Source organism: Rhizobium sp. AP16 (assembly GCF_000281735.1).
Lineage (GTDB): Bacteria > Pseudomonadota > Alphaproteobacteria > Rhizobiales > Rhizobiaceae > Rhizobium > Rhizobium rhizogenes.
Genome location: NZ_AJVM01000016.1, coordinates 24,532 through 49,119 on the forward strand (window position 1 = coordinate 24,532; position 24,588 = coordinate 49,119).

Consider the following 24,588-nt stretch of genomic DNA (forward strand, 5'->3'; position numbering starts at 1 on the left):
CTGATAAGCTACCCACCAGCACACCACAAACTCCGGTGATGCTTGCGCTTTTTGCTGCCATGGGGGTGGGATGGATCAAGGCGCCATGGAAGCAACGAACAGCTCGACTGTCAGCTATGGCACCGAACCGGGATTGCGTTTCGCCTCCCTGCTCGACGGACATGGCGGCTGCAGGCAGCTCAGCACGGATCAGGTCGGCTCCTGCAAGCCCGGAGAGGGCGTCACCTGGCTGCATTTCGAACGCGATCATCCCGCCACTGCCGATTGGATCACCCACAAGAGCGGCCTTGATCCTTTCGTGATCGAAGCGCTCCTGGAGGAAGAATCCCGTCCGCGCGTCGAGCCGGTGGGCGACGGGCTGCTGATCATCCTGCGCGGCGTCTGCGCGACATCGCCGGATGGAACGACACAGAAGCCCACCGATATCGACCTCGTGCCCCTGCATCTCTGGGTCGATGGCAGCCGCATCGTTTCGCTACGCGACAGCGGCCACTACATCACGGCGCTGCGCGATATCCGCCTGTCGCTGGAAAAGAAAAAAGGTCCGCAGCGCTCCGGCGAACTGCTCGCTTTGATCGGCGACAAGCTGGTGCGCGATCTCGAACCCGTGCTCGACGCCATGGACGAGGAGGTGGATGAGCTTGACGAGCTGATTTTTCACGGCGAAGCCGGCCAGGTGCGCGAGCGCCTGAAACTGTTGCGCCGGCGTGCCGTGCAGCTTCGCCGTTATCTGGCGCCACAGCGCGATGCGCTGAACCGCATCGAACATGACGATGCGCCCTGGCTTGCCGAACGCGACAAGCTGCGCATGCGCGAGGTCATCGACAAGCTGATGCGCTACATCGAATATCTCGACGCTATCCGCGACCGCACCAGCATCCTGCATGACGACTTGTCGACCGTCATCAGCGAGCGCATCGCCCGCAACTCCAACCGCCTCGCCGCGCTTGCGGCGCTGCTGCTGCCGCCGAGCGTGGTGGCCGGCCTGTTCGGCATGAATGTCGGCGGCATTCCCGGCGTCAACGACACCTGGGCCTTCGTCGTCATCGTCCTCTTCGTGACGGTTACGTCGATCGCCACCCTCTGGGTGCTGAAGCGCATCAACTGGCTTTAGACCCGACCCGAACTTCAGCCGCGCCGGACGCGAAGGGCGATGCTTTCGGATACGCGGCCGGCAATCTTACACACGGCTTTTCCGCCGGATGTTTAAGCCTCGCTCATATGGAGAAAAATGCGGGAACAGCCGGGAGACGCTGCTCCGCCTTTTCTCGTCCGGACATGGATTTCGCGCCATTTCCCATCCGGATCAATCGGTTACCTTTCTTATTATAAGCCCCTAAAAAAGCACGAAAATGAGATTTATGAAGCGAAACTGAAACGCGACCAGTTTTCGTTTGACATTCCTTTATCTTCATTTATCGTCGTTATGGTTTCGGTTTTCGCTTGAGGGGCGCAAAGTGAAACAGGGGGAGGATCCATTGTCCATAGATCGAATCGATAGCAAAAATGGCGCTGCCCGCAGAGCAAGCTGCATTGCCATTCGGCCTGCGCGCCATAGCCTGCGCGAAGGCGGATCTTTTGCATCGAGCTTCAGACGCCGCATTTTCCTAAGAGCATTTCACCATTCGGAATCTGGCATCGGCGCGCAACCGCGCGTGACAAGTGCCGGGCTGGCTTGGGCAAAAAACATCACCCCGTAAGACGTAACCGACCCAGAACTATCAATCTCCTCGCAGCGGCATCGACGTGCCGCGCATGGAAGGAATCTATCGTGCTTGAACTCAGAAACGTGTCGAAATCGGTCAGCGGCGAAACGCATATCGCCGAAACGAATCTGACGCTGCAGCGCGGCACGCTGAATGTCCTCCTTGGACCGACACTGTCGGGCAAGACCTCGCTGATGCGGCTGATGGCCGGCCTCGACAAGCCGACGACGGGGACGATCCATGTCGACGACGCTGACGTCACCGGCGTTCCCGTGCAGCGCCGCAACGTCGCTATGGTCTACCAGCAATTCATCAATTATCCGGCGATGACCGTCTACGACAACATCGCCTCGCCCATGCGCCTTGGCGGCACCGACGCGGAGACGATCGACCGTGAGGTGAAAAAAGCCGCCGATCTCTTGCGGCTCGGCCCCTTCCTCGATCGCCTGCCGCTCAGCCTTTCCGGCGGCCAGCAGCAGCGCACGGCGCTGGCCCGCGCCATCGTCAAGAATGCCGGCCTGGTGTTGCTCGACGAGCCGCTCGCCAATCTCGACTACAAGTTGCGCGAGGAACTGCGCGCCGAACTGCCGAAAATCTTCGCCGAATCCGGCGCTATCTTCGTCTATGCCACGACCGAGCCTTCCGAGGCACTGCTTCTGGGCGGCAACACAGCAACCCTATCGCAGGGCCGCATCACGCAGTTCGGGCCGACGATCGACGTCTTCCGCAGCCCGAAGGACCTGATGACCGCCACCACCTTCGCCGATCCGCCGCTGAACACCATCACGCTCGATAAGCGCGACAACCTCTTCGTGCTGAACGACAGCATTCGCCTGCCCGTACCGTCGGGCCTTGAGGACCGGCCGGACGGCCCCTATACGATCGCATTCCAGCCGCACCATCTGGCGCTGAAGCCGCAGACGCCGGAAGCCGTCGCCGCGCCGGCGCGGGTGATGGTGACCGAGATCACCGGTTCGGAAAGCTACATCCACATCGATTTCGCCGACCGGCGCTGGGTGATGCTGACCCAGGGCGTGCAGGACATCGATGTCGACGATGCGATCGACGTCTACATCGACCCGCGCCACATCATGGTGTTCGACACCGATGGCGCCGCCGTTACACCCGCCCTCCAACGGGCAGCCTGAGGAGAGACACGGCCAATGGCACGTATCGACCTGGATCATATCCGACACGCCTATAACGACCATCCGAAGTCCGATGCGGACTATGCGCTGAAGGAGGTGCATCACAGCTGGGAGGACGGCAGCGCCTATGCGCTGCTCGGGCCGTCCGGCTGCGGCAAGACCACGCTGCTCAACATCGTCTCCGGCCTGGTGCGCGCCTCGGAAGGCCGTATCCTCTTCGACGGCAAGGACGTGACCCGGCTATCGACCCAGGAGCGCAACATCGCCCAGGTCTTCCAGTTCCCGGTCGTCTACGACACCATGACGGTCTATGAAAACCTCGCCTTCCCCTTGCGCAACCGGCACGTTCCGGAAGCCGACGTGAAGCGCAAGGTCGACGAGATCATCGAGATGATCGGCCTGTCCGACAGCGCCCACCGCAAGGCGCGCGGCCTGACGGCCGACGCCAAGCAGAAGATTTCGCTCGGCCGCGGCCTGGTGCGCTCCGACGTCAACGCCATCCTGTTCGACGAGCCGCTGACGGTCATCGACCCACACATGAAATGGGTGCTGCGCTCGCAGCTGAAACAGCTCCACCGCCGCTTCGGCTTCACCATGGTCTATGTCACCCACGACCAGACGGAAGCACTGACCTTCGCCGACAAGGTGGTGGTGATGTATAATGGCGAGGTGGTGCAAATCGGCACGCCGAACGACCTGTTCGAGCGCCCGCGCCACACCTTCGTCGGCTATTTTATCGGCTCGCCGGGCATGAACGTCTTGCCGATCGAGATCGATGGCCGCAATGCGCGGCTCGGCAACCGCACCATCGCCCTCCCCGGCGCCCCCATCGAGCGGCGCGAAGGCCGCTCCGAACTCGGCATTCGTCCGGAATTCGTCCGTCTCGGCCGCGAAGGCATGCCGGCGACGGTCACGCAGGTCGAGGATCTCGGCCGCCGCAAGGTGGTGCGCGCCAAGCTGGATGGGCAGGATATCGTCGCCGTCATCGGCGAGGACCAGACCGTGCCGGCCGAACCGCATATCGCTTTCGATCCCGCCGGCATCAATATCTACGCCAACTCCTGGCGCGTCGAGATGGGAGCCTGATCATGGACAAGCCGTGGAACAACAAAGCCTGGTTCATGCTCATCCCCGTCCTGGTGCTGGTCGGCTTTTCGGCCGTCATTCCGCTGATGACGGTGGTGAACTATTCGCTGCAGGACACCTTCGGCAACAACGTCTTCTTCTGGGCGGGGACGCAATGGTTCGAGGAGATCCTGCACTCCGGTCGCTTCTGGGACGCCATGTTCCGCAACCTGATCTTCTCCTTCGTCATTCTGGCGATCGAGGTGCCGCTCGGCATCCTCATCGCCCTCAACATGCCGAAGAAGGGCGTCGGCGTGCCGGTCTGCCTGGTGCTGATGGCGCTACCGCTACTGATCCCGTGGAATGTCGTCGGCACGATCTGGCAGGTGTTCGGCCGCAGCGATATCGGTCTGATGGGCTATGTCCTCGTCGGCCTCGGCATCGACTATAATTACGTATCCGATCCGGTCGACGCCTGGGCGACGATCATTCTCATGGATGTCTGGCACTGGACAAGCCTTGTCGTGCTGCTCTGCTATGCCGGCCTTGCCTCCATTCCCGACGCCTTCTACCAGGCCGCCAAGATCGACGGCGCCTCGCGCTGGTCCGTCTTCCGCTACATCCAGCTGCCGAAGATGAACCGCGTGCTTTTGATCGCCGTGCTGCTGCGCTTCATGGACAGTTTCATGATCTATACCGAACCCTTCGTCGTCACCGGCGGCGGCCCCGGCAATTCCACGACCTTCCTGTCGATCGACCTCGTCAAGATAGCGCTCGGCCAGTTCGACCTCGGCCCCGCAGCAGCAATGTCACTCGTCTACTTCCTGATCGTGCTGCTCTTGTCCTGGGTCTTCTATACCGTCATGACCAATTATGATGCGGGAGCGACGCGATGAGCGCCAAACCTCTTTCCACCACCGCCGACGACGCAACGATGCACCAATTGGCCGCTTCAAGCTCCGCCGCGAACGCTCCGGCCACGACCGGCACACAGTCGGTAAGCCGGCATCGCGAAGAGGGACGCTGGTCCTGGGTGGTGCCGACGCTCTACATCGTCTTCCTGCTCCTGCCGATCTACTGGCTCGTCAACATGAGCTTCAAGACCAATGAGGAGATCGTCGGCGGATTGACGCTCTATCCGCATGCGCCGACACTGCGCAACTACACGATCATCTTCACCGATCCGTCCTGGTATAAGGGCTATATCAACTCGATCACCTATGTCGTCATGAACATGGTGATCTCGGTTGGCTGCGCCCTTCCGGCCGCCTACGCCTTCTCGCGCTACCGCTTCCTTGGCGACAAGCACGTCTTCTTCTGGCTGCTGACCAACCGCATGGCGCCGCCGGCGGTCTTTGCGCTGCCCTTCTTCCAGCTCTATTCGGCCTTCGGCCTGATCGACACCCATATCGCGGTCGCGCTGGCGCATTGCCTGTTCAACGTGCCGTTGGCGGTCTGGATCCTCGAAGGCTTCATGTCCGGCGTGCCGAAGGAGATCGACGAAACGGCCTATATCGACGGCTATTCGTTCCCGCGCTTCTTCATCAAGATCTTCATTCCGCTGATCGCCAGCGGCATCGGCGTCGCTGCCTTCTTCTGCTTCATGTTCTCCTGGGTCGAGCTTCTGATCGCCCGCACGCTGACGGTGACCGACGCCAAGCCGATCGCCGCCATCATGACGCGCACGGTCTCGGCATCGGGCATGGACTGGGGCCTGCTTGCCGCCGCCGGCGTGCTGACCTTGGTCCCCGGCGCACTCGTCATCTATTTCGTCCGCAACTACATCGCCAAGGGCTTCGCGCTCGGCCGCGTCTGAAGGGAGACCATCATGAATACCGATTTTTCCTGGATGGCCTGGACACTGCCGACCGCGCTGTTCTTCGCAACGATCCTGGCGCTGCTGATCGGCATGGCCGTCTGGGAATATGTCTCGCCCGGCGGCAATCCACGCATCGGCATCCTGCGCTTCGAAACGACGCGCGGCGACCGACTATTCGTCTCGCTGCTCGGCGCCGCCTTCATCCATATCGCATGGCTGGGTCTGATCGGGCCAAGCCTGTGGTGGGCGGTCGGCATTTCCGTGGTCTATGCCATCGGCGTCTTCCGCCTGGTCTAGAGCAATTCCAGGAAAAGTGCGTCAGCGGTTTTCCGTCCGGAATTGCGTAAAAACAAAAAGTCAGAGCGCTCCCGGTAAGGGCTCTGACACGGTTTCAAGAGTTACGGCGTCCCATGTCCGTCTTCTGACATGGGACGCCGTAAGACAAGTCGATACAGATGGCCGGGGATCCGGTCGCCTGACACTGCGTTCGCAACCTGTAGGGAGGAATATATGCGACGGAATCTCTTAACAACGACGGCAGTCGTGCTGCTGGCTCTGGCCGGCTCGGCTCAGGCCGGCATGAACGAAGCCAAGACATTCCTGGACAAGGAGATCGGCGATGTCTCGACGCTCTCGCGCGCCGACCAGGAAAAGGAAATGCAATGGTTCATCGACGCGGCCAAGCCCTTCCAGGGCATGGAGATCAAGGTCGTCTCCGAAACCTTGACCACCCACCAGTATGAATCACAGGTTCTGGCACCGGCCTTCACCGCCATCACCGGCATCAAGGTCACCCATGACGTCATCCAGGAAGGCGACGTCGTCGAGAAGATTCAGACGCAGATGCAGACCGGCCAGAACCTCTATGACGGCTGGGTCAACGATTCCGACCTGATCGGCACACATTGGCGCTACAAGCAGGTCCGCAACCTGACCGACTGGATGGCCGGCGAGGGCAAGGACGTTACCAATCCCGGCCTCGACATCGCGGATTTCATCGGCACCAGCTTCACCACCGCACCGGACAAGAAGCTCTACCAGCTCCCCGACCAGCAGTTCGCCAACCTTTACTGGTTCCGCTACGACTGGTTCAACGACGAGAAGAACAAGGCCGACTTCAAGGCGAAGTACGGCTACGATCTCGGCGTGCCGGTCAACTGGTCGGCCTATGAGGATATCGCCGAATTCTTCACCGGCCGCGACGTCAACGGCAAGAAGGTCTTCGGCCATATGGACTATGGCAAGAAGGACCCGTCGCTCGGCTGGCGCTTCACCGATGCCTGGCTTTCCATGGCCGGCAACGGCGACAAGGGCCTGCCGAACGGCCTGCCCGTCGACGAATGGGGCATCAAGGTCGATGCCAACTCGCGTCCGGTCGGCTCCTGCGTCGCGCGCGGCGGCGACACCAACGGCCCGGCCGCCGTCTACTCCATCCAGAAATATCTCGATTGGTTGAAGGCCTATGCACCGCCGGAAGCTCAAGGCATGACCTTCTCGGAATCCGGTCCGGTTCCGTCGCAGGGCAATGTCGCCCAGCAGATCTTCTGGTACACGGCCTTCACCGCCGACATGGTCAAGCCTGGCCTGCCGGTCATGAACGCCGACGGCACACCAAAATGGCGCATGGCGCCGTCTCCGCATGGCGTCTACTGGAAGGACGGCATGAAGCTCGGCTATCAGGACGTCGGTTCCTGGACGCTGATGAAGTCGACCCCGGTCGACCGCGCAAAGGCCGCATGGCTCTACGCGCAGTTCGTAACCTCGAAGACGGTGGACGTGAAGAAGAGCCATGTCGGCCTCACCTTCATCCGCGAATCCACCATCCGCGACAAGAGCTTCACCAAGCGTGCGCCTGAACTCGGCGGTCTGATCGAGTTCTATCGTTCGCCGGCACGCGTGCAGTGGTCGCCCACCGGCACCAACGTTCCGGACTATCCGAAGCTGGCGCAGCTCTGGTGGCAGGCGATCGGCGATGCCGCATCGGGTGCCAAGAACGCGCAAGGTGCCATGGATGCACTCTGCGCCGACCAGGAAAAGGTGATGCAGCGCATCGAGCGCGCCGGTGTTCAGGGCGATATCGGTCCGAAACTCGCCGAAGAGCATGATCTCGCCTACTGGAACGCCGATGCCGTCAAGAACGGCCATCTCGCTCCGCAGCTGAAGATCGCCAACGAGAAGGAAAAGCCGGTCACCGTCAACTACGACGAACTGGTCAAGAGCTGGGCCGACGCGCAGAAGTAAGCCGAGCCTGTAACGCAATATGGATGCCGGGGCCTGAAAGGGCTCCGGCATTTTTTCGTGATGGCCAGGCACGGAAAACAGCAAAAACCAGCCGCGTCGCGACTGTCACAGACTTGACACATTTCCTGCGAGCACGAACTATCCTTATCTGGATCATGGCATCCGAATACATCAGAAACCGTTGATATGCTTCGCGGATTTTCAGCAGCCAATAATCATAAGGAGAACAGCGTGAGAAACGGATATTTTGGGCGCCGGGCGCTCATGACCGCCTTCAGCCTTGCCGCCGCCCTGCCGGCTTTGGCAGCCGACCTGCCGACAGCCCAGCCCGACGACAATCTCAATGCGGTTCTCTGGGACCAGACCTCGGTCGAGGCCAAGGGAAATGCGCTCGGCGCCTACGCGCTCGGCCGCATCCGACTCGATGAAGCGCTGGCGGACAAGAGCTGGACCGCGGCCCCGGTCGAGCAGACCGGCAACTTCCAGGATTTCCCCCCGGCAATCATCCTCGATGTCGACGACACCGTACTCAACACATCGCCCTATCAGGCCCAGAACATCATTGCCGGCACCAGCTTCACGCCGGACAGCTGGACCAAATATGTCAACGCCCAGCAGGACAGCCCCATTCCGGGTTCCGTCGAATTCACGCAATATGCGGCATCCAAGGGCGTAAAGGTCTTCTACGTCACCAACCGCACCGCCGACGAGGAAGGCCCAACCGTCGAGGAAATGAAGCGCTTCGGCTTCCCGATGGGCGATAATGTCGACACGTTCCTCAGCGCCAAGGAACAGCCAGACTGGGGCTCGGCCAAGGGCACGCGCCGCGCCTTCATCGCCAAGAACTATCGTATTCTCCTGATGTTCGGCGACAATTTCGGCGACTTCACCGACGACTACAAGGGCACACTTGAGGAGCGCCAGAAGGTCTTTGAAACCAATGCCGCCCATTTCGGCCACGACTGGATCGTCATCGCCAACCCGACCTACGGCTCGTTCGAAAGCGCGCCCTACAAGGGCGACTACAAGCTTCCGCCCGAAAAACAGCGCCAGTTGAAGCAGGATGCGTTGAAGCCCTGGGATGGGAAGTAAACATCAGCGGCAGAATTGGAGGAGGGTGCGATACCCCCCCTGTCACTTCGTGACATCTCCCCCACAAGGGGGGAGATCGTTAGGAGCATGTCGCTCGCACCTTCGCTAAACCAAATCCCTTAGTATCTGCGACCACGATCTTCGTTTGAGGCGAGACCCTGACACAAGTTACCAATCTCCCCCCCTTGTGGGGGAGATGTCACGAAGTGACAGAGGGGGGTGCCGGACGTTCGGCGTATTGAAAAGCCTCCGCTCAACTCTTCCGCTTCAGCTTCGTCGCCCCTTCCTCCACCAGCTTCTGCGCCGCTTCCGCGACCGTGATCTTGCCGAAAGCGAGCTGGTCGGCGACGGGGCGCATGACGTTCTGGTCGAACTCTTGCGAGCCGAGCGGTGCCGGCACCGGATAGGTTCCGACCTGATCCTTCAACAGCTCGATATATTTCACTGTCTGCTGCTCGACCGGGTTCAGCGTCGGCAGGATGGCGGCGCGCACGGCGGGCGACATCGGCACGCCGCGCTCGACGCCGAGTATCTTGCCGGCATCGGAATCGCTGACGAAGAAGTTGATGAACTTCGCTGCCGCCTCACCATTCTTGCTGGTGGCGCCGACGCTCCAGATTAGGGCCGGGCGATAGTAATGGCCGGAAGGACCATCCTTCTTTTCGCGCGGTAGCATCGTGACGGCGAGCTTGCTCTTGACCACGAGCTGATAGCCGACGAGCTGGTTGGAATAAGCCATGCCGATGGCGGATTTGCCGAGTGCCAGGCAGTTGCTCTCGATAACGTTCTGGTCGAGTGTCTGGACATCGGCCGAGACCGTGCCGCCACGCTGGCGCAGATCTTCCCAATAGGAGTACCATTCCTTGGCGTCGTCGACACTGAAGCCGAGACCGCCCTCATCCGTGTAAAGGCTCTTGCCCCGCTGACGCAGCCAGGCATCCAGCACATAGTTGTAGCGTGCGCCATAGGGACCGCCCCAATAGCCGCGCTTGCCGGCCGCCTTGGTCATCTCAACGACAAGATCGGCATACTCGGCCCATGTCGTGGTCGGGCCAGGCGGTGTGAGGCCGGTCTTCTTGAACATCTCCTCGTCGTAGAACATCGCAAAGGAGTTCAGCCCAAGGCCGACGCCATAGAGTTTGTTGTCGACGGTGGTCAGCTTCAGCACATCCTTGCCGAAGCTGTCGACATTCAGCGTCGAGGGCACGAATTGGTCGAGCGGCATGCAGGCGCCACGCTTGGAATAGTCCGAGATCGTGCTCGGCTCGAGCTGGAAGACATCCGCTATGTTCTGGCTGGCCATGCCGGTCGCGAGCTTTGCCCAGTAGCCATCACCGCTGATGCTTTCGCCAACGACGGAAATATCCGGGTTCTTGGCATGGAACAGCTCGGCGACACCGATCGTGCGCTTGCCGCGATCGGGCGAGCCCCACCACATCGCCCGCAATTGCGTCGCGTCGGCAAAGGCGGGCATGGCCCCTCCACCGAAAGCGAGACCGGCCACGGCACCGGCAGTTCCGATCATGAATGAACGACGATTCACGCGCATGAGATTCCTCCTTCTCTTGCGTTGCTATCCGCGACGATCTCCCCGACGCCTACTGCGGATAATTCCACGGGAGGATATGCAAGTTCATTGCGAAACGCAATAAACAATCTTTTTCTTGCAAATTTGCGTTATTTGCATGATTGTTGCGCTATGAACGAGCTTCGATCCAAACGCATCACCCAAGCCGATATTGCCAGCAGGGCCGGCGTCTCCGTCTCCACCGTGTCGCGGGTGCTCACCAACGAGCCTGGCATCAGCGACACGATCCGCCAGCAGATTTTCAAGGTGGCGACCGACCTCGGCTACCCCCTGAAGGCGGCCGTCGATAGCATGCTGGGAGGGCTGGCGCTGATTGCCAGCGACAGCGCCACGGGCGGCCTCAGCGTCTTTTACGAAGGCATTCTCGAGGGTTTGCGCGCTGGCGCCGCCGAACGCGGCATGCCCTTCGACATCCGCCTTGTCCGCGAGGCGAGGACCTCGCCGGAGCATATCCAGGAGCAGCTTCAGGCGGCAGGCGCCGAGGGACTGTTCCTCGTCGGCATCGACCCGCCCGACGACCTGCGCCCCTGGCTGGAGGAAAGCGGCACGCCGACCGTGCTCGTCAACGGGACCGACCCGAAGCTGCGCTTCGATGGCGTTTCGCCCTCGAACTTCTTCGGCGCTTACGCCGCAACCCGCCGGCTGCTCGATGCCGGCCATCGCCGTATCCTGCATTTCACCGGCTCTCACCGCCAGACGATCCGCGAACGCGTCCGGGGCTTCGAAGCGGCGATCGCCTCGGTGGAAGGTGCCGAAGGCCGGATCGTGCCGATGACCTTCCGCGGCAGCTCCAGCCAGGAGGCCCATGATACCACCGCCGCCATCCTTGCCGAGGATCGCAGCTTCACCGCCGCCTTCTGCATGAACGATTTCATCGCCGTCGGCGTGCTCGATGCCGTTACCGAAGCTGGTCTGCGCGTGCCCGACGACTTCGCCATCGTCGGCTTCGATGACCTGCCCTGCGCCCTGATGACCAATCCGCGCCTCGCCACCATGCGCGTCGACCGCGCCGCCCTGGGGCGCGAGGCCATCAACCTGATGATCGCCCGTTTCCGCGATCGCGACGCGCCCGCGCGCCACGTTTGTCATGCCGTCATACCGATCCCCGGCGGCACCCTTCCGCCCGAAACCTGAAGCGCGTCTCCTGCGGAGGCGACCAAGCAAGAGCCAGACCTATGATCTACGATCCCGTCAGTACCAATCCGCTTGCCGGCAATCCGCTCAAAAACCGCTCCGACATGCGTTGCGCGCTAACCGACCTGTTCGATCCGCTGCTGCCGTACTTTTCCAAGGGTAATGCCCGCGTCCGCATCGACGCAGCAGGAGCACACTTCGACCGCGCCGCTGCCGATCTCGAAGGTTTTGCCCGTCCGCTCTGGGGCCTTGCGCCACTTGGCGCTGGCGGCGGAGATTTCGCCCACTGGGACCGCTATGCCGAGGGCATCGCCAATGGCGTCGATCCGAGCCATCCGGAATATTGGGGCGGTGTCAACGGCCGCGACCAGCGCATGGTCGAGCTTGCCGCGTTGGGCTTTGCGCTGGCGCTGGTGCCGGAGAAGATCTGGGAGCCGCTGGATGCTCGCGCCCGCGGCAATCTCATCGCCTACCTCAAGCACGCCCGCACCTTCGACTATGCCGACAACAACTGGCGCTTCTTCCGTGTCCTGGTGGACATCGCGCTGGATCGGCTCGGCGCCACTTTCGATCGCAGCCTGACGGAGGATTACCTGAGGGAATTGGACGGCTTCTACATCGCCGACGGCTGGTATCGCGACGGCAATATCCGGCGCATCGACCACTACGTTCCCTTCGCCATGCATTTCTATGGGCTGATCTATTCCAAGCTCGTCAACGACGACCGCGCCGAGCGCTACCGCGAACGCGCTGCGTTGTTCGCCAAAGACTTCCGCCATTGGTTCGCGCCGGATGGTGCCACCATCCCCTTCGGCCGCAGCCTGACCTACCGTTTCGCTTGCGCCGGCTTCTGGTCGGCGCTGGCCTTTGCCGATGTCGAGGCGTTGCCCTGGGGCGAGATCAAGGGGCTTTGCCTCCGGCACCTGCGCTGGTGGGCCGACAAGCCGATCGCCAACCGCGACGGCACGCTGCCGATCGGCTATGCCTATCCCAACCTGCTGATGTCGGAAAACTATAATTCCGCCGGCTCGCCCTATTGGGCCTTCAAGGCCTTCCTGCCGCTGGCCCTCCCCGAGACGCATCCCTTCTGGACGGCAGAGGAAAAGCCGCAGGCCGCCGAACCATCGATCGTCCCGCTCAAACATCCCGGCATGGTGATGATGCGAAGCAACGCCGATGTCGTGGCGCTATCTTCCGGCCAGGAAAATCAGCAGATGCGCTTCGGGGCGGAGAAATACGCCAAGTTCGCCTATTCCGCCCGCTATGGCTTCAGCATCGAAAGCGACGAACGCGCCTTCACCGGCGCGGCGCTCGACAGCATGCTCGCCTTCAGCGACGACGGCCTGCACTACCGCGTCCGCGAGACCAATCAGGAGGCGAAGCTCGCCGGCGATACGCTTTATGCCAAATGGTCGCCCTTGCCCGACGTCACCGTCGAGACCTGGCTGATCCCCGCTGCCCCCTGGCATATTCGCCTGCACAAGATCGTCACCCCTCGACCGCTACAAACCGCCGAAGGCGGCTTTGCCATCGCCAGGCGCGATTTCGAGACCGACACGCTCTCAGCTGGCAAAGGTGCTGCCTATGCCATCGGCGAAGAGGATTTCAGCGGTATTGTCGATCTCGGCTCGACAATCGCTCGCGACGGCGTGGCGCAGAAGGCGCCGCCGAACACCAACCTGATCGCCTCAAAGACGCTCGTGCCGCAGTTGCGCGGCACGATCCCGGCGGGCGAAACCATTCTCGTCTCCGCCGTCCTCGCCGAGCACGATCCCTCGGCTGTTTCCGGCGCCTGGACGAAGCCACCCGCGAAACCCGACATCGACGCCCTGCACGCCCTGATCGCCGAGAAAGGCGTCACCGTCAGCGCCATCGAAGCGCCGGAACGCCGGCCATGACATCATCCGCCTCCCGCCCGACCATTGCTTTCGCCATGCAGCCGTCGCGCACCCAGCATGTGATACCATCAGCTCTGATCCAGCGTCTCGATACGATCGGGCGCGTCCTCGACGCCGCGCCAATGGTGCGCTTCGACGATGAAAGAGCGCGCAAGCTGCTCGACGAGACAGAGATCCTGATCACCGGCTGGGGCTCGCCGCCCATCGATGAAGCCACACTGGCGCAGGCATCGCATTTGAGGCTGGTGGCACATGCGGCTGGCACCGTGAAGGGCCTGATCGAGGACGGTCTGTTCGACAGGAATATCGTGGTGAGCCATGCGGCGCAGGCCAATGCCCTGCCGGTTGCCGAGTTCACCCTTGCCGCGATCATCTTTGCCGGCAAGCAGGTCTTCCGTTTTCGCGACCTCTATGCCGCCGACCGTAACCGCCACCGCACGCAGCCGATCCAGGCCGAAGCCATCGGCAATTACGGCCGCACGGTCGGCATCATCGGCGCATCGCGCATCGGCCGCCGGGTGATCGAACTGCTCGCACCCTTCGACTACAGGATCCTGCTCTACGACCCAATGGTCGACAAGGCGGAAGCGGCCCGTCTCGGCGTCGAGAAGACCGAACTCGATGCCCTGATGGCCAACGCCGATATCGTCTCGCTGCACGCGCCCTCGCTGCCGGCAACGCGGCATATGATCGACGCACACCGTCTGTCCCTAATGAAACCCGGCGCTACCTTCATCAACACGGCACGCGGCGCGCTAGTGGACGAGGCCGCCCTGCTCGCCACCCTGAAAACCGGCCGCATCGACGCGATCATCGACGTCACCGATCCTGAAATCCCGGAGGCAAGTTCGACCTTTTACGACCTGCCGAACGTCTTCCTGACACCGCATATTGCCGGCGCCGTCGGTCTGGAGCGCACCCGTCTCGGCGAGATGGCGGTGGACGAGGCCATCCGCTTCATCGAGGGCAAACCACTGCTCTATGAAATCCGCCGCGAGGATCTGGCGCGCATGGCATGACGCAACGCAGCAAATTCATGAAAACACCCTGAAAACGCCCCATTTCGGCACGCATGGAAAACCCGTTTTTAATCATTCCCGGCTAGCAATCTCTTTAGCGAAGAGGTTCTAGTCATGCGTACTCGCGTTCTTTCCATTCTGGCTGTCTTGCTGCTCGGCGTGCTGGCGAGCTGCGCCACCGCGCCCACCCGTACCCGCAATGTCTGCGCGATCTTCGATCAGCGCGACGGCTGGTTCAACAACTGGCAGCGGGCGGCCGAGCGCACCGAGCGCAAATACGGCGTCCCCGTGCCGATCCTTATGGCGACGATCTATACCGAATCCGGTTTCCAGCCGCGTGCCCGTCCGCCCAGACGATATTTGCTCGGCTTCATTCCGTGGAAGCGCCCATCGAGCGCCTACGGTTTCTCGCAGGCGCTGGACGGCACCTGGGACAAGTACAAGCGCGAGACAGGCAACTGGGGCGCAAGCCGCACCAGCTTCTCCGACGCGATCGATTTCGTCGGCTGGTATCACTATCGGACGCACCTCGAGACCGGCATCGCGCTCAACGATTCCTACGATCTCTATCTCGCCTATTATTCCGGCACGAAGGGTTATCTGCAGGGGTCATGGCGCGGCAATGCAACCGCATTGGCCGGTGCCAAACGCTTTAACGGCATGACGGCGCTCTACGCGCAACAATTGCCGGGCTGCAGCTAAGGGACGGCGCGGGCCTTTACGGCCGCGCCTCCAGCAGGTTCAAACCACCATCCTCGCCCCAAATATCGGCGATCGAAACCTGCTGGCCGGTGCGGCTGCTTTCCAGCGCCGCGATGCCACAGAGAACCGACATCGCGCCCGCGCGTGAACCGGCGCGTTGTCTGAGTTCATCGTTCGGCCCCGAGCGCAACAGCATGTTACGCAGCCGGTCGTCGCCGCCATAGTGGCCGCCGGAGGAATGCGGCACCCAGATGCGCTCGACATCGCCGAAATTCTTCATGACGACGATTTCGTCCGCCGGTGGCGTTGTCCATTTCTGCTTCTCATATTGCCGCATCTCGATACGGCCCTTGTGACCGTTGAAGGCGATGTGGTGGCCTTCGATCGGCATGTAGGTGTTCAGCGAGTAGGAGACGTTGACGCCGTTGCGGTAGCGGATCGAGGAAACCATCGTGTCGGGGATATCGATATCCTCGCGGAAAACGCAGGCGTCACGGACGTAGCCATCGACCGTCGATGGATCCTCATAGAGACTTTCGAGCAGCGGTGTCGCGCTGATATCGAGATAGTAGTCGCACTCGTCCTTGTACCGACAGCTACGACAGCGCTCGCCGCGGAAAGGACCTTTGCGGCCATAATGCTTGAGATCGGCGAAGGCCGAGACCGTCTCGGGATCGGAATCCAGATACCAGTTCAGAAGATCGAAGTGATGCGTCGCCTTATGCACGAAGAGACTGCCGGAATTTTCGACGAAGGCATGCCAGCGGCGGAAATAATCGGCACCATGACTGGTATCGAGATACCAGTGAAAATCGACGGAGGTGACATCGCCGATGACGCCTGAATTGATCAGCTCCTTGATCTTCGCGGCCGTCGGGGCGAAGCGGTAGTTGAAGGAGACGTCGAGCCGCTTGCCGGTTCGCGCCTCGACATCAAGAATGCGCTTGATCTTGTCGACCGTCGTCGTCATCGGCTTTTCGCTGATGACATTGGCGCCGGCCTCCATCGCCTTGACGATCAGGTCGTCATGGGAGGAGTCACGCGTACAGACGATGACGAGATCCGGCTTTTCGACCCGCAGCAGCTCGTCGAAATCGGTATAGACCGGCACCCGGGCGCCGATATAGTCCAGAGCGCGCTTGGCGCGCATCGCGTTGAGATCGCAAACAGCGACAAGCTCGACCTCGTTGCCCCAACGCTCGACCAGATCCTTGCCCCACATGGTAGCGCCGCGATTGCCGGTTCCGACCAGGGCATAGCGCTTCTTCGATGACGACGGCATGTTCTTCCTCCAGAAACAGTTCTCCTTCTCCCCGCCGGGAAGAAGGTGATTACGACCTCTCCATCGCGCTCCAGTCGGGAGCGATGGACGAACCGAGACCGATGGCGCCGATGACCGAGCCGATGGCGATCCTTCCGCCTTCGATCCTCAGCCGCGTCCGCTCGTCGCGAACGGCGTAGAGATCGTCATGCGCCCGCGCGAAAGCCGCCTGCTCGGCCTCGGGGGCGCCGGCCATGCCGTCGACATAGTGGTGACCGTTGCGCTCGATATGCGTCATGCCGATCAGCGAGGCGAGCGCCAGATCCTGCTGCACGGCAAGGCCGCCCTGCGTCGTCAGGTCTTCCGCCGACATGAAATAGGCAATGCCGTCTTCAGCGCTCCATTTGGCGACGCGCCCCCGGTTCAATAGCGAGCGATAGAAACCCTTGCAGGATTTGGAGGAGATGCCGGTATAGCCAAGCCGCCTCGCCGTGATGAAAGCGTCGATATCGGCATCGGATTCATCGATTTCGACCGGCTTGAAGGTGGCAAGCGCCGTTACCGGCTTCTCGAAAGCATAGGCGCGAGCGATCGGCTGCTCGACGAACAGGATCGACGAGGTGAACCGCGCCAGTTTTGGCTCGGCCCGGATACGCGCCAACAGATCGGCCACCGCCTCGGCGGACGCGAATTGCTCGTTGCCATCAAGCGTTACCGAATAGGCCGGCACCTTGGCGTCGATCACCGCGGTAATGCGGCAAAGACGATCGATATCGGCGTCCAGAACGCCCGACACCTTCACCTTGAAGAAGGTCAGGCCATAGGCATCGATCGCCTCTTCAAAGCTTTCCGGCAGCCCGTCGTTGAGGCGTTCACCCGCTGCAATATCGCGCGTCTCTATGGCATCGACGAGGCCGACGGTGTGGCGGGCGGCAAGGCTCCTGGCCGGCGCCAATGTCGAAAGGAAGCCTAAAAGATCAAAACCTTCAAGATCGGGCGTGGTCGAGGCGTCGATACCGGGGCGGTTGGCCTTGATCGCCTGCGCCACCGTCAACCCCTCCAGCCGGCAGAGGGCATCGAGGATCGCCCTATTGGCGAGCGCCAGGCCGAAAGAGGCGACCAGGCCGTTCAGCTTTTCAGCCGCGGCGCGCGCATGATGGGCCGCTTCGACAGCCGCATGCAGCGTGAAGGCTGTCTCCAATCCCGCACCTTGCAAGGCATCAAGCGCTAAGGCCAGCGAGCGGCGAAGCTGGTTTTCATTATCGGCATTGGTGAGCTCAGGCGACTTGTCGAACCATTTCGGCACCATCAGCTCGGCCGCCATCCCACTTGCCGAACGGCCGTGGGCATCCTCGATGCGGACCCGCAGAAAAATCTGTCGCGCCTCCCGCAGCGTCGCCGCCCCAAAGCGGAAGGGAAGCCGCAGCTTGACGGGGCGTTCGAAAGCTTGCGCCTCGACAAGTCTGATTTTCAATGGCTCGGTCATAGCAGGACATTCCTCTTGTGGCGGTGAGCCGGCTTAAATCTCCAGCGGCTCGACATCCAGCCAGCGGCGCTCGGCCCAGCTTTTCAGGCCGAGAGAGGCGAGCTGCACGCCCTTGGCGCCTTCCGTCAGCGTGTAGCGCCAGGGCGCGTCCTCGAGCACATGGCGCAGGAACATTTCCCACTGGATCTTGAAGCCGTTGTCATAGACCTGATTGTCCGGCACCTCGTCCCAGGTATCGAAGAAATCGATCGTCTGCGGCTGATCCGGGTTCCACACCGGCTTCGGCGTGTTGACACGGTGCTGCGTGAAGCAACGGGTCAAGCCGGCCACCGCCGAGCCATGCGTACCGTCCACCTGGAAGGTGACGAGATCGTCGCGGCGAACGCGGACAGCCCAGGAGGAATTGATATGGGCGACAATGCCGCCTTCAAGCTCGAAGGTGGCGTAGGCCGCATCGTCGGCATCGGCGACATAGCGCCGGCCGGCCTCGTCGACACGTTCGGGGATATGGGTGGCGCCGAGGCAGCTGATCGCCTTCACCGGCCCGAAGAGATTGTCGAGCACATAGCGCCAGTGGCAGAGCATATCGAGGATGATACCGCCGCCATCCGCCTTGCGGTAATTCCACGACGGCCGCTGCGCCGTCTGCCAGTCACCCTCGAACACCCAATAGCCGAACTCGCCGCGCACGGAGAGGATCTTGCCGAAGAAACCGCTGTCGCGCAGCATGGCGATCTTGCGAAGACCGGGCAGGAACAGCTTGTCTTGCACTACGCCGTTTTTCAGTCCGGACGCCTTGGCCTTGCGGGCGAGCTCCACGGCCGTGTCGAGATCGTCCGAAATCGGCTTTTCGCAATAGATATGCTTGCCGGCGTCTAGAGCCTTGGAGACCAGTTCGGCGCGCATCTGCGTCGTTGCAGCATCGAAGAAGATCGCATCGTCAGGATCGGCGAGCGCGCCGTCGAGATCTGTGGTCCAGCGCTCGATGCCATATTTGCGGGCCAGCTCCTCCAATCGCGCCGCATTGCGGCCGACAAGGACCGGATCGGGCATGACGCGTTCGCCGTTCGACAGCAGCACGCCGCCCTCGGCGCGCAACGCCACGATCGAGCGAATGAGATGCTGGTTCAGCCCCATGCGTCCCGTGACGCCGTGCATGATGATCCCGATGCGTTTCATGATCCCTCCCGATCGTTTGATCCGACTCCCTCCCGAGTCAGGAAAAGCAAAGGTTTGGCCGCGCAGCCAATGTAACTATATAGTTACACGATGGCGCGATCCGTCCGGGCTTGTCAATCGCCTTTCGAAAATTTCTCTAGGCCTTGATCGAGGCGAGCGTCACCGAGACGATATGCTCGCCCCAGGCCTTCAGCGCATCAGGCGCCGTCAGCTTGCGGGCAAAAATCGTCGATAGCGTATGGCGGTTGGACAGATAGAAGAAACCGAGTGCCGCGACGGTCAGGTAGACGGATACCGGATCGACAGCGGGCCTGAAGATGCCAGCTGCTTCACCACGTCGCAGCACCCCGGCCAACTCGGCGATGAAATGCGAATGCATCGCCAGGATCTTGTCGGAACGTTTGAGGTAACGCGCCTCATGCAGGTTCTCGGTGACGAGCAGGCTCAGGAACTCCGGATGCTCGAGAAAATGATGCCAGGTGAACAGCGCCAGCTCCCGCATTCCCTCCTCGGGATTGCGGTTTGCGAGATCCAGATGTTTCTCGGCGCTGCGGATTTCCGCATAGGTCGCCTCCAGCACGGCGACATAAAGCCCCTCCTTGTCGCCGAAATAATGGTAGAGCATGCGCTTGTTGGTCTGCGCCCGTGCCGCGATCGCATCCACCCTGGCGCCGCCGAAACCATGCGCGGCGAATTCCGCCGTCGCCGCATCCAGGATCGTGGCATGGGTGCGCTGCGGATTGCGTGGCACCTTCGTCGGCTTGGCGATCACATCGCCATCCGCACCGGTCTTTGAGGATTTTTCAGGTCCTTGCCTCGCCTTTGTCGCCATTGGCATTTCTCCTCCCCGATCCATCTCTCTCACGTCGGACGCCTCAAGCTTCAGCGCACGCCGTTTTGAGTGTGATACGATTGGCGCTTGACAGCGGTCGTGTTTCTATCCAACTTGTAACCAAATAGTTATATCTTGCAAAGCAGTTCGTAGATCATCGGTTAACTGGGGAGGAGACCAGGATGACTTTAACGATCGACCGCCGGCAATTGCTTGCCGGCATGGCAGCAACGCTTGCTTTCGGCAGTATCGAACTTGGCCGCGCCAATGCGGCAACCGCGATGCGGCTTCTTTGGTGGGGGTCCAAGGAACGCGCCGACCGCACATTCGCAGCCGTGAAAGCCTATCAGGCCAAGAATCCGGATATTTCCATCGCCGGCGAAACCTTCGGCTGGGACAGCTACTGGACGCGTCTCGCCACGCAGACCGCCGGCGGCAATGCGCCCGACCTCATCCAGATGGACTATCGCTACATCTTCGAATATGCGCGCCGCGGCACGCTGCTCGACATGACGCCCTATCTCGGCAAGAGCCTTACGATCGAGGATTTCGGCGCCCCGAACATCGATTCCGGCAAAGTCGACGGCAAGATCTATGGCGTCAATCTCGGGGTCAATTCCTCCATGGTTGTCGTCAACGCCGCCGCCTGGCAGGAAACCGGCGTCGAGCAACCGCATGACGGCCTCACCTGGGAGCAGCTCGGTGACGCCTGCGCCAAATTCACGGCAGCCAAGAAGCGCCGCGGCGTCTACGGCACCGGCGATGAAAGCGGCGGAGAACCCGCCCTCGAATGCTGGCTGCGCCAGCACGGCAAGGCGCTCTACACCAATGACGGCAAGCTCGGCTTCGAGGCCAAGGACGCCGCCGATTGGTTCGCTTTCTGGGCCGAATTGCGCAAAAGCGGCGCCTGCGTGCCGGCCGATGTACAGGCGCTCGACCAGCAGACCATTGAAACCGACACGCTCGTGACCAAGAAGTCGGCTGTCAGCTACGCCCACTCCAATCAGTTCGTCGCCATCCAGGGCCTCGTCAAGGAAAAGCTGGATCTGATCGCTTATCCCAGCAATCCGGATAGCAAGCCCGGCCAATATCTGAAGCCGTCGATGCTGATGTCGGTTTCGGCGAGTTCTGCCAACAAGGACGCCGCCGTCGCCTTCATCAATTATCTGGTCGAAAGTCCAGACGGTGCCAAGACACTCGGCGTCGAGCGCGGCGTTCCCGCCTCGCCGAAGATCCGCGATCTTCTGACACAGGACCTCGATGCGACGAGCAAGCAGGTCGTCGACTATATCGGCCGCCTGACACCGCATGTCGGAGCATTGCCGCCGTCTCCGCCGAACGGCGCCGGCGAAAATGCGTTCCTCTTGAAGAAGATCGCCGAGGAAGTCGCCTTCGGCAAAAGCAGCGCGCAGGACGGCGCAACGAAATTCGTCGAACAGGCAGCAGCAAACATAACGCGAGGCTGATACCGTGGGTACAAACAGCAACAGCGTTGCCGGTGGCCTGGCCATCGGCGCGAACGCGCGAGCGCGCACAGAGACCATTTACAAGGCGCCGAGCGCATTCTCGCGCAATGCACCGGGCTACCTCTTTCTCCTGCCCTGGCTGATCGGCTTCTTCGGCCTGACGCTGGGGCCGGCGATCGCCTCGCTCTATCTGTCCTTGACCGACTATAACCTGCTGCAGGCGCCGGATTGGGTCGGGCTGGACAATTACGTGCGTATCGCCACCGCCGACGACAAGTTCATCTCGTCGATGAAGGTGACGCTGTTCTACGTGGTCTGTTCCGTGCCGCTGAAGCTGACCTTCGCGCTGCTGGTGGCGCTGTTGCTCAACCGCGGCATTCGCGGCCTGCCGGTCTATCGCGCCATCTTCTACCTGCCGTCGCTGCTCGGCTCCAGCGTCGCCATCGCCGTGCTCTGGCGGCAGATTTTCGATGCCGACGGCGTCGTCAACACGCTGCTTTGGTACTTGTTCGGCATCAACGGCCCGAGCTGGATCTCCAATCCGGACTATTCGCTCTATACGCTCGTGATCCTCGCCGTCTGGCAGTTCGGCTCGCCGATGATCATCTTCCTGGCCGGTCTTAGGCAGATCCCCACCGATCTCTATGAGGCCGCCAGCCTCGACGGCGCGTCCAAGGTGCGGATCTTCTTCAAGATCACCCTGCCGCTTTTGACACCGGTGATCTTCTTCAACGCCGTCGTGCAGACCATCGACGCCTTCAAGGCCTTCACGCCGGCCTATGTCATCTCTTCAGGCACCGGCGGGCCGATCGACTCGACGCTGTTCTACACGCTCTACCTCTACCAGGAAGCCTTCGGCTATTTCCGCATGGGCTATGCCTCGGCGCTCGCCTGGATCCTGGTGATCATCATCGCGATCTTCACCGCCTTCTCCTTCCTCTCCGCTCGTTATTGGGTCCACTACGATGACTGACGCGAAGCTCACCCACTTTCCCGAAGACTTGAGCCCGCCGCGCGAGCGTCCCTGGTTCTTCTCCATCCTCATCCACATCGCGCTGATCGGCGCGTCGATCGTGATGCTTTATCCGCTGCTGTGGATGCTCTCCGGTTCGATCAAGGACCAGAACGAGATCTTCGGCACGGCATCGCTAATCCCATCGCATTTCGACTTCAGCTCGTTTCCGCGCGGCTGGTTCGGCGGACAGGTGAACTTCGGCTCCTTCGTCTGGAACTCCGTCGTCATCGCCGTGCTCTCGGTCATCGGCAACGTCATCTCCTGCTCGCTGGCGGCCTATGCCTTCGCTCGGCTGAACTTCTGGGGCAAGAATTTCTGGTTCGCGCTGATGCTCGGCACGCTGATGCTGCCCTATCACGTGACGCTGATCCCGCAATATATCCTCTTCCTGAAGCTCGGCTGGGTGAAGACCATGCTGCCGCTGGTCGTGCCGAAATTCCTTGCGGTCGATGCCTTCTTCATCTTCCTGATGGTGCAGTTCTTCCGCGGCATCCCGCGCGAGCTGGACGAAGCGGCAATGATGGACGGCTGCAGCCCCTGGCGCATCTACTGGCGCATCATGCTGCCCTTATCGCTGCCGGTACTGGCGACGGCTGCCATCTTCTCCTTCATCTGGACCTGGGACGACTTCTTCGGTCCGCTGATCTATCTCTCCGATATCAACACCTACACGGTTCAGCTCGGCCTGCGCTCCTTCGTGGACTCGACCGGAAGCTCCGACTGGAGCAGCCTGTTCGCCATGTCGAGCCTCTCGCTGATCCCCGTCTTCCTGATCTTCCTGTTCTTCCAGAGGCTGCTGATCGACGGCATCGCCACGGCCGGTCTCAAACGCTGAAAACGAAAACGCAATCCCAAAAGCCTGAAAGCAATTGGGATCGCATCGCAAAATCCACTGAAAGGAATATCGCATGAGCGCCCTGCGCTTCGCCGCCATCGGTATCAACCACGATCACATCTACGGTCAGGTCAACGTCATGCTCCGGGCAGGCGCGGAACTGGTCGCCTTCCACGCCATCGAGGACGACCTTGCGGCCGTCTTCGCGGAGCGCTTTCCGCAGGCAAAGCGCGTTGCCGACAAGAAAGAGATCCTCGAAGATCGCTCCATCGCGCTGATCGTCAGCGCCGCGATTTCCAGCGAGCGTGCCGGTCTCGCGATCGAGGCCATGCACCACGGCAAGGACGTGATGCTCGACAAGCCGGGCATGGTGACTCTGGATCAGCTTGCTGAAGTCCGCAGGGTGCAGGCCGAGACCAAGCGTATCGTCTCCATCCTTTATTCCGAGCATTTCGAGACGGCGTCGACCGTCAAGGCCGGCGAACTGGTCAAGGCCGGTGCCATCGGCAAGGTCATCCACACCACCGGTCTCGGCCCACACCGGCTGCGCAAGCCGACCCGGCCGGAGTGGTTCTTCGACCGCAAGCGCTATGGCGGCATCATCGCCGACATTGCCTCGCATCAATGCGAGCAGTTCCTGTTCTTCGCCGGTTCGCTCGAAGCCGAGATCCTGTCGGCCACCGTCTCGAACCGCGCCAATCCCGAGACACCAGGGCTGCAGGACTATGGCGATTTCCATGTGAGAACGCCCGACGTCACCGGCTATGTCCGCGTTGACTGGTTCACGCCCGACGGCCTCTCCACCTGGGGCGACGGCCGCCTGTTCATTGTCGGCACCGAAGGCACGATCGAGCTCAGAAAATATATCGACGTCGCCGGCCGCCCCGGCACGGACCATCTCTTCCTCACCGACCGCAAAGGCATGCAGCATATCGATTGCAGCGAGGTCGACCTGCCCTTTGGCCGGCAACTGGCCGCCGATATCCGCGACCGCACCGAAACCGCGATGGGGCAGGAACATTGCTTCAAGGCCATGGAGCTGGCGTTGAAGGCCCAGGCTCTGGCCGAAGCGACATCGCTCAACAGCTTGCAGAGGTAATTT

21 protein-coding genes are annotated in these 24,588 nt (G+C 61.5%); 16 read left to right on the forward strand and 5 right to left on the reverse strand.

Annotated features, from left to right (window positions below):
* Positions 1–85 precede the first annotated feature (85 nt).
* From PMI03_RS09085 to PMI03_RS09120, 8 genes are all read left to right on the forward strand, one after another.
* A complete protein-coding gene (locus tag PMI03_RS09085; RefSeq protein WP_007692200.1) occupies positions 86–1,114 on the forward strand; it encodes a zinc transporter ZntB in 1,029 nt (342 codons plus the stop codon).
* Between the two features lie 657 nt (positions 1,115–1,771).
* Positions 1,772–2,854, forward strand: a complete 1,083-nt coding sequence (locus PMI03_RS09090) for an ABC transporter ATP-binding protein (RefSeq protein ID WP_007692202.1) — start codon at positions 1,772–1,774, stop codon at positions 2,852–2,854.
* A gap of 15 nt (positions 2,855–2,869) precedes the next feature.
* Positions 2,870–3,940 (forward strand): ABC transporter ATP-binding protein, encoded by a 1,071-nt coding sequence (locus tag PMI03_RS09095; RefSeq protein ID WP_007692205.1) that lies wholly within the window; start codon positions 2,870–2,872, stop codon positions 3,938–3,940.
* A 2-nt stretch (positions 3,941–3,942) separates the two neighbouring features.
* Complete coding sequence (locus PMI03_RS09100; protein ID WP_007692207.1) at positions 3,943–4,815, forward strand: carbohydrate ABC transporter permease; 873 nt, start codon at positions 3,943–3,945, stop codon at positions 4,813–4,815.
* On the forward strand, positions 4,812–5,735 hold the full coding sequence (locus tag PMI03_RS09105) for a carbohydrate ABC transporter permease (RefSeq protein ID WP_007692209.1): 924 nt from the start codon (positions 4,812–4,814) through the stop codon (positions 5,733–5,735). Before PMI03_RS09100 ends, PMI03_RS09105 begins: the two co-directional genes overlap by 4 nt.
* Positions 5,736–5,747: 12 nt before the next feature.
* A complete protein-coding gene (locus PMI03_RS09110) occupies positions 5,748–6,035 on the forward strand; it encodes a DUF2160 domain-containing protein (RefSeq protein ID WP_007692211.1) in 288 nt (95 codons plus the stop codon).
* Positions 6,036–6,248: 213 nt separating this feature from the next.
* Positions 6,249–7,979 carry an ABC transporter substrate-binding protein gene (locus PMI03_RS09115; RefSeq protein ID WP_007692213.1) on the forward strand — a complete coding sequence of 577 codons (1,731 nt, stop codon included), beginning with the start codon at positions 6,249–6,251 and terminating at the stop codon, positions 7,977–7,979.
* Positions 7,980–8,210: 231 nt separating this feature from the next.
* The gene (locus PMI03_RS09120; protein ID WP_007692215.1) at positions 8,211–9,071 is read left to right on the forward strand and encodes a 5'-nucleotidase, lipoprotein e(P4) family; all 861 of its coding nucleotides are present in this window, start codon (positions 8,211–8,213) and stop codon (positions 9,069–9,071) included.
* 253 nt (positions 9,072–9,324) lie between these two features.
* Here PMI03_RS09120 and PMI03_RS09125 read toward each other — a convergent pair whose 3' ends face one another.
* Positions 9,325–10,620 carry an ABC transporter substrate-binding protein gene (locus PMI03_RS09125; RefSeq protein ID WP_007692217.1) on the reverse strand — a complete coding sequence of 432 codons (1,296 nt, stop codon included), beginning with the start codon at positions 10,618–10,620 and terminating at the stop codon, positions 9,325–9,327.
* 150 nt (positions 10,621–10,770) lie between these two features.
* On the opposite strand from PMI03_RS09125, the gene PMI03_RS09130 reads away from it, so the two are divergent.
* The 4 genes from PMI03_RS09130 to PMI03_RS31590 all read left to right on the forward strand — a co-directional run bounded on the left by PMI03_RS09130 (position 10,771) and on the right by PMI03_RS31590 (position 15,412).
* On the forward strand, positions 10,771–11,793 hold the full coding sequence (locus tag PMI03_RS09130; RefSeq protein ID WP_007692219.1) for a LacI family DNA-binding transcriptional regulator: 1,023 nt from the start codon (positions 10,771–10,773) through the stop codon (positions 11,791–11,793).
* A gap of 41 nt (positions 11,794–11,834) precedes the next feature.
* Positions 11,835–13,691: a DUF2264 domain-containing protein gene (locus PMI03_RS09135; protein WP_007692220.1), complete on the forward strand. Its 1,857-nt coding sequence runs from the start codon at positions 11,835–11,837 to the stop codon at positions 13,689–13,691.
* A complete protein-coding gene (locus PMI03_RS09140; RefSeq protein ID WP_007692223.1) occupies positions 13,688–14,710 on the forward strand; it encodes a hydroxyacid dehydrogenase in 1,023 nt (340 codons plus the stop codon). Before PMI03_RS09135 ends, PMI03_RS09140 begins: the two co-directional genes overlap by 4 nt.
* A 114-nt stretch (positions 14,711–14,824) precedes the next feature.
* Positions 14,825–15,412, forward strand: a complete 588-nt coding sequence (locus PMI03_RS31590) for a transglycosylase SLT domain-containing protein (RefSeq protein ID WP_007692224.1) — start codon at positions 14,825–14,827, stop codon at positions 15,410–15,412.
* Positions 15,413–15,428: 16 nt separating this feature from the next.
* On the opposite strand, the gene PMI03_RS09150 is transcribed toward PMI03_RS31590, so the two are convergent.
* The 4 genes from PMI03_RS09150 to PMI03_RS09165 form a co-directional block, all read right to left on the reverse strand.
* Complete coding sequence (locus tag PMI03_RS09150) at positions 15,429–16,694, reverse strand: Gfo/Idh/MocA family protein (protein ID WP_007692226.1); 1,266 nt, start codon at positions 16,692–16,694, stop codon at positions 15,429–15,431.
* A gap of 49 nt (positions 16,695–16,743) precedes the next feature.
* On the reverse strand, positions 16,744–18,159 hold the full coding sequence (locus tag PMI03_RS09155; RefSeq protein WP_007692228.1) for a hypothetical protein: 1,416 nt from the start codon (positions 18,157–18,159) through the stop codon (positions 16,744–16,746).
* Between the two features lie 33 nt (positions 18,160–18,192).
* Positions 18,193–19,338, reverse strand: a complete 1,146-nt coding sequence (locus PMI03_RS09160; protein WP_007692229.1) for a Gfo/Idh/MocA family protein — start codon at positions 19,336–19,338, stop codon at positions 18,193–18,195.
* 136 nt (positions 19,339–19,474) lie between these two features.
* The gene (locus PMI03_RS09165; RefSeq protein ID WP_007692230.1) at positions 19,475–20,170 is read right to left on the reverse strand and encodes a TetR/AcrR family transcriptional regulator; all 696 of its coding nucleotides are present in this window, start codon (positions 20,168–20,170) and stop codon (positions 19,475–19,477) included.
* 182 nt (positions 20,171–20,352) lie between these two features.
* Between PMI03_RS09165 and PMI03_RS09170 the strand changes: the two genes are divergently transcribed.
* From PMI03_RS09170 to PMI03_RS09185, 4 genes are all read left to right on the forward strand, one after another.
* Positions 20,353–21,636: an ABC transporter substrate-binding protein gene (locus PMI03_RS09170; protein WP_007692231.1), complete on the forward strand. Its 1,284-nt coding sequence runs from the start codon at positions 20,353–20,355 to the stop codon at positions 21,634–21,636.
* Between the two features lie 37 nt (positions 21,637–21,673).
* Positions 21,674–22,609 (forward strand): carbohydrate ABC transporter permease, encoded by a 936-nt coding sequence (locus PMI03_RS09175; RefSeq protein ID WP_085946446.1) that lies wholly within the window; start codon positions 21,674–21,676, stop codon positions 22,607–22,609.
* Positions 22,602–23,486 carry a carbohydrate ABC transporter permease gene (locus PMI03_RS09180; RefSeq protein ID WP_007692235.1) on the forward strand — a complete coding sequence of 295 codons (885 nt, stop codon included), beginning with the start codon at positions 22,602–22,604 and terminating at the stop codon, positions 23,484–23,486. The genes PMI03_RS09175 and PMI03_RS09180 overlap by 8 nt, the downstream gene beginning before the upstream one ends.
* A gap of 73 nt (positions 23,487–23,559) precedes the next feature.
* The gene (locus tag PMI03_RS09185; protein ID WP_007692236.1) at positions 23,560–24,585 is read left to right on the forward strand and encodes a Gfo/Idh/MocA family protein; all 1,026 of its coding nucleotides are present in this window, start codon (positions 23,560–23,562) and stop codon (positions 24,583–24,585) included.
* Positions 24,586–24,588 lie beyond the last annotated feature (3 nt).

What these genes read in the sequence shown, in the direction of transcription:
- PMI03_RS09170 (WP_007692231.1), top strand. Translation starts at nt 20,353, where the DNA reads ATGACTTTAACGATCGACCGCCGGCAATTGCTTGCCGGCATGGCAGCA.
- PMI03_RS09160 (WP_007692229.1), bottom strand. Translation starts at nt 19,338, where the DNA reads ATGAAACGCATCGGGATCATCATGCACGGCGTCACGGGACGCATGGGG.
- PMI03_RS09115 (WP_007692213.1), top strand. Translation starts at nt 6,249, where the DNA reads ATGCGACGGAATCTCTTAACAACGACGGCAGTCGTGCTGCTGGCTCTG.
- PMI03_RS09095 (WP_007692205.1), top strand. Translation starts at nt 2,870, where the DNA reads ATGGCACGTATCGACCTGGATCATATCCGACACGCCTATAACGACCAT.
- PMI03_RS09110 (WP_007692211.1), top strand. Translation starts at nt 5,748, where the DNA reads ATGAATACCGATTTTTCCTGGATGGCCTGGACACTGCCGACCGCGCTG.
- PMI03_RS09130 (WP_007692219.1), top strand. Translation starts at nt 10,771, where the DNA reads ATGAACGAGCTTCGATCCAAACGCATCACCCAAGCCGATATTGCCAGC.
- PMI03_RS09085 (WP_007692200.1), top strand. Translation starts at nt 86, where the DNA reads ATGGAAGCAACGAACAGCTCGACTGTCAGCTATGGCACCGAACCGGGA.
- PMI03_RS09135 (WP_007692220.1), top strand. Translation starts at nt 11,835, where the DNA reads ATGATCTACGATCCCGTCAGTACCAATCCGCTTGCCGGCAATCCGCTC.
- PMI03_RS09185 (WP_007692236.1), top strand. Translation starts at nt 23,560, where the DNA reads ATGAGCGCCCTGCGCTTCGCCGCCATCGGTATCAACCACGATCACATC.
- PMI03_RS09155 (WP_007692228.1), bottom strand. Translation starts at nt 18,159, where the DNA reads ATGACCGAGCCATTGAAAATCAGACTTGTCGAGGCGCAAGCTTTCGAA.
- PMI03_RS09180 (WP_007692235.1), top strand. Translation starts at nt 22,602, where the DNA reads ATGACTGACGCGAAGCTCACCCACTTTCCCGAAGACTTGAGCCCGCCG.
- PMI03_RS09105 (WP_007692209.1), top strand. Translation starts at nt 4,812, where the DNA reads ATGAGCGCCAAACCTCTTTCCACCACCGCCGACGACGCAACGATGCAC.
- PMI03_RS09165 (WP_007692230.1), bottom strand. Translation starts at nt 20,170, where the DNA reads ATGGCGACAAAGGCGAGGCAAGGACCTGAAAAATCCTCAAAGACCGGT.
- PMI03_RS09100 (WP_007692207.1), top strand. Translation starts at nt 3,943, where the DNA reads ATGGACAAGCCGTGGAACAACAAAGCCTGGTTCATGCTCATCCCCGTC.
- PMI03_RS09140 (WP_007692223.1), top strand. Translation starts at nt 13,688, where the DNA reads ATGACATCATCCGCCTCCCGCCCGACCATTGCTTTCGCCATGCAGCCG.
- PMI03_RS09125 (WP_007692217.1), bottom strand. Translation starts at nt 10,620, where the DNA reads ATGCGCGTGAATCGTCGTTCATTCATGATCGGAACTGCCGGTGCCGTG.
- PMI03_RS31590 (WP_007692224.1), top strand. Translation starts at nt 14,825, where the DNA reads ATGCGTACTCGCGTTCTTTCCATTCTGGCTGTCTTGCTGCTCGGCGTG.
- PMI03_RS09150 (WP_007692226.1), bottom strand. Translation starts at nt 16,694, where the DNA reads ATGCCGTCGTCATCGAAGAAGCGCTATGCCCTGGTCGGAACCGGCAAT.